Origin of the sequence: Microbacterium sp. ISL-103 (assembly GCF_018613995.1) — a bacterium.
Lineage (GTDB): Bacteria > Actinomycetota > Actinomycetes > Actinomycetales > Microbacteriaceae > Microbacterium.
Genome location: NZ_JAGGPD010000501.1, coordinates 1 through 3855, shown reverse-complemented (window position 1 = coordinate 3855; position 3855 = coordinate 1). Strand labels below are relative to the sequence as shown.

At 68.5% G+C, this 3855-nt stretch carries 3 protein-coding genes, 1 pseudogene and 1 riboswitch; of the genes and pseudogenes, 2 read left to right on the top strand and 2 right to left on the bottom strand.

Annotation, left to right across the window (positions count from 1 at the left end):
* On the bottom strand, positions 1-448 hold a 448-nt coding region (locus J7E68_RS16650; RefSeq protein ID WP_311417242.1), incomplete at its 3' end, for a tetrahydrofolate dehydrogenase/cyclohydrolase catalytic domain-containing protein.
* Positions 445-1719, bottom strand: a complete 1275-nt coding sequence (glyA, locus tag J7E68_RS16645) for a serine hydroxymethyltransferase (protein WP_215174468.1) — start codon at positions 1717-1719, stop codon at positions 445-447. The genes glyA and J7E68_RS16650, both read right to left, overlap by 4 nt.
* A gap of 37 nt (positions 1720-1756) precedes the next feature.
* Positions 1757-1841, bottom strand: a riboswitch (ZMP/ZTP riboswitch).
* A 52-nt stretch (positions 1842-1893) separates the two neighbouring features.
* Here glyA and J7E68_RS16640 point away from each other — a divergent pair.
* A complete protein-coding gene (locus J7E68_RS16640; protein WP_215174466.1) occupies positions 1894-3405 on the top strand; it encodes a family 20 glycosylhydrolase in 1512 nt (503 codons plus the stop codon).
* A pseudogene (locus J7E68_RS16635) lies at positions 3402-3855 on the top strand (N-acetylglucosamine-6-phosphate deacetylase); the annotation flags it as partial. The gene J7E68_RS16640 and the pseudogene J7E68_RS16635, both read left to right, overlap by 4 nt.

Here is a 3855-nt window from a genome sequence, read left to right as displayed (position 1 = left end):
TCACACCGCGCGGCGTGCACGGCAGCGGTGTGTTGATCGGCTTGTTGACGTTGAGCACGAGCCGGCCGAGGTTGGTCGGGTGCAGGCCGTCGGCATCCTTCGCCGGGTCGATCCGCTCGAGGATCGCATCGGTGTCGATGTGCTTCGGCAGCGGCAGCTGCACGATGTAGCCGTGGCAGTCGGGGTCGGCGTTGAGCTCGTCGATCAGCGTCTCGACATCGGCCTGCGTGGCATCGGCCGGCAGCTCACGCTGGATCGAGTTCATCCCGATCCCCTCGGACTGACGGTGCTTCATGCCGACATAGAGCTGAGATGCCGGGTCGGCGCCGACGAGCACGGTCGCGATGCCGGGCACCACGCCCTTCGCCTTCAGCGCAGCGACCCGCTCGGTGAGCTCGGCCTTGATCGCGGCCGACGCCGTCTTGCCGTCGAGGATCGCAGCGGTCACTGCTGCAGGTCCGGGTAGAGCGGGAAGGCTGCGGCGAGCGCGTCGACACGTGCACGGAGCGCCTCGACATCGGCGCCGGGCAGCAGCGCGAGAGCGATCACGTCGGCGACCTCGGTGAACTCGGCGTCGCCGAAACCGCGGGTCGCGAGCGCGGGCGTGCCGATGCGCAGCCCCGATGTCACCATGGGCGGACGCGGGTCGTTCGGCACCGCGTTGCGGTTGACGGTGATGTGGATGTCGTGCAGCAGGTCTTCGGCCTGCTTGCCGTCGACCTCGGCGTCTCGCAGGTCGACGAGCACGAGGTGCACGTCGGTGCCGCCGGAGCGCACCCCGATGCCGGCATCCTTCACATCCTGCTGCGAGAGACGATCGGCGAGGATCGCCGCTCCGCGCAGGGTGCGCTCCTGGCGCTCCTTGAACTCGGGGGTGCCGGCGAGCTTGAACGCGGTCGCCTTGGCGGCGATCACGTGCATGAGGGGTCCGCCCTGCTGTCCCGGGAACACGGCCGTGTTGATCTTCTTCGCGAGGTCGGCGTCGTTCGTCAGGATGAAGCCCGAGCGAGGGCCGCCGATCGTCTTGTGCACGGTCGACGAGACGACGTGCGCGTGCGGCACCGGGTTCGGGTGCAGACCCGCGGCGACGAGACCTGCGAAGTGCGCCATATCGACCCAGAGCAGGGCGCCGACCTCGTCGGCGATCGCGCGGAACGCGGCGAAGTCGAGGGTGCGGGGGTAGGCCGACCAGCCGGCGATGATGACCTTGGGCTTGTGCTCGATCGCGAGGCGACGCACCTCGTCCATGTCGATCGTCGAGGTCTCGGGGTCGACGCCGTAGGCGACGATGTCGTAGAGACGACCCGAGAAGTTGATCTTCATGCCGTGGGTCAGGTGACCGCCCTGGTCGAGGGCGAGGCCGAGCAGTGTGTCGCCGGGGCGGGCGATCGCGTGCAGCACTGCGGCGTTGGCCGATGCACCCGAGTGCGGCTGGACGTTGGCGAACTCCGAACCGAAGAGGTCCTTCGCACGCTGGATGGCGAGTTCTTCCGCGACATCGACCTCTTCGCAGCCACCGTAGTAGCGGCGCCCGGGGTACCCCTCGGCGTACTTGTTCGTGAGCACCGAACCCTGCGCCTGCAGCACCGAGACGGGGACGAAGTTCTCGGATGCGATCATCTCGAGGAACGTCTGCTGGCGAGCGAGCTCGCGGTCGAGAACCTGTGCGATCTCGGGATCGACCTCGGCGAGCGGGGCGTTGAAGTAACGATCGGTCATGACATGCTCCTCTGACAACGGATTCGAAAGGGGTATACCTATCGGCCCAGGCGCGCGGTCGAATTCCGTGGTCAGTCGCTCCCCGGTGGTAGTCCACCCAGACGCCAGTCGCGACGTGTGAAAGCATAGCGGATTTCCCTGTGCCGCCGTCCGTCCGCAGGGTAGGTTTTGTTCATGGTCCTTCCCCATTCCATGCCTCTCGTCCCCCTGCCCGCTTCCGCCATCGCCGGCGATGGCCGGATGCCGCTCTCCGTCACCACCAGAGTCATCGGCGACTCCCCTGCGGCGGCTCAGCTGATCGACGCCGTCCTGCGGCGCAGCGGCATCCACCTCACCTCCTCTGCCGAGCAGACGAGCGAGATCTCCCTCCGGATCGATGCATCCGTGGCCGCCCCGGAGGGCTACACCCTCAGCGTCTCCGACACCGTCGAGCTCGTCGGCGCCGACGAGGCCGGCCTCTTCTACGGCGTGCAGACTCTGCTGCAGCTGCTGCGTCAGGACGACGAAGGCTGGGGGTTCGTGCGCGCCGAGATCGCGGATGCGCCCCGCTTCGGTCGCCGGGGCGTCATGCTCGACGTCACCCGCCACTTCTTCGACGTCGACGAGGTCAAGAAGTTCATCGACAGCACCAGCGCGCTGAAGTTCAACCACCTGCACCTGCATCTCAGCGATGACCAGGGATGGCGGATCCAGATCGACTCGTGGCCGAAGCTCACCGAACTCGCTTCGTCGACCGCATCGCTCGGAGACCCCGGAGGCTTCTACTCCAAAGACGACTATCGCGAGATCGTCGCGCATGCGGCCGCACGCCACATGGTCGTCATCCCCGAGATCGACCTTCCCGGCCACACGCATGCCATCGGCGTCGCCTACCCCGAGCTCGTCGAGGATCCGGTCATGAACGACAGCCTGATCGCCGAATCGGAGCGCCTCGGCCAGCCGCTTCCCGTCGCCGGCGAGCCGTACCTCGGCTGGGGCGTCGGCCACTCCAGCGTCCGCATCCACGAGGAGCGCACCTACGAGTTCGTGCGCGACGTCGTGCGCGAGCTCGCCGAGATGACGCCGGGCCCGTACATCCATATCGGCGGAGATGAATCCCTCGGCACCCCGCAGGCCGATTTCGACCACTTCGTCGAGCGCGCGACGGCGATCGTGTTCGAGGAGGGCAAGATCCCCGTGGCGTGGCACGAGGTCGGTGCCGCGAAAGACATCGCCGAGGGCACGATCGGCCAGTACTGGGGCAAGACGACTCCCGAGGGCTCGCACGCCGCAGAGGCCGCGCACTTCGTCGAGCGCGGCGGCGCGCTGATCATGTCGACGGCCGACGTCGCCTACCTCGACATGAAGTACACCGCCGACTACCCCCTCGGTCTCACCTGGGCGGCGATCATCGACGTCCGCACCGCCTACGAGTGGGAGCCCACCTCGGTGCTCGATGTGCCCGACAGCGCGATCCTCGGCATCGAGGCCCCGCTGTGGAGCGAGACGACCCGGTCGCTGAGCGACGTCGAGCGGCTGGTGTTCCCCCGCGCCGCGGCGCAGGCGGAGATCGCCTGGTCTGCGCGCACCGGCCCCGGCCGCGACTGGGAGTCGTTCCGCGTGCGCCTCGGCACCCTGGCACCGTTGTGGAAGTCTGGGCAGGTCGATTTCCACCCCGCAGAAGAGATTCCCTGGAGCACGCGATGACATCCGATTGCACGCCGAGCGGCTCGCTCATCATCCACTCGGCTCTTCTTGTCGACGACGGTGTCGTCGTGCCGGATGCCTGGGTGCGCGTCGAGTCCGGCCGCATCACGGCCCGAGGCGTCGGCCGCACGTGGGCCTCCGCCGATGAAGTCGTCGACGCACAGGCCGTCGCCGGCCCCGGGGCGATCCTCACCCCGGGCTTCATCGACATCCACGGGCACGGCGGCGCCGGCGCCTCGTTCGACGACGGGGTGGAGGCGATCCGCGCGGCTCGGGCGCTGCCCCGGCGCCACGGCGCGACGCGGGCCGTCGTCTCGCTGGTGACCGCTCCGATCGACGGGCTCGAGCGCCGGGTCGCGGACATCGCGGACCTCATGGAGACGGATCACGACATCCTCGGCTCGCACCTCGAGGGCCCGTTCCTCGACCCCGCGCATCACGGCGCTCACG

Bases quoted from the DNA above. Each gene is read 5' to 3' on its own strand.
- glyA (WP_215174468.1), bottom strand. From the start codon at position 1,719: ATGACCGATCGTTACTTCAACGCCCCGCTCGCCGAGGTCGATCCCGAG.
- J7E68_RS16640 (WP_215174466.1), top strand. From the start codon at position 1,894: ATGGTCCTTCCCCATTCCATGCCTCTCGTCCCCCTGCCCGCTTCCGCC.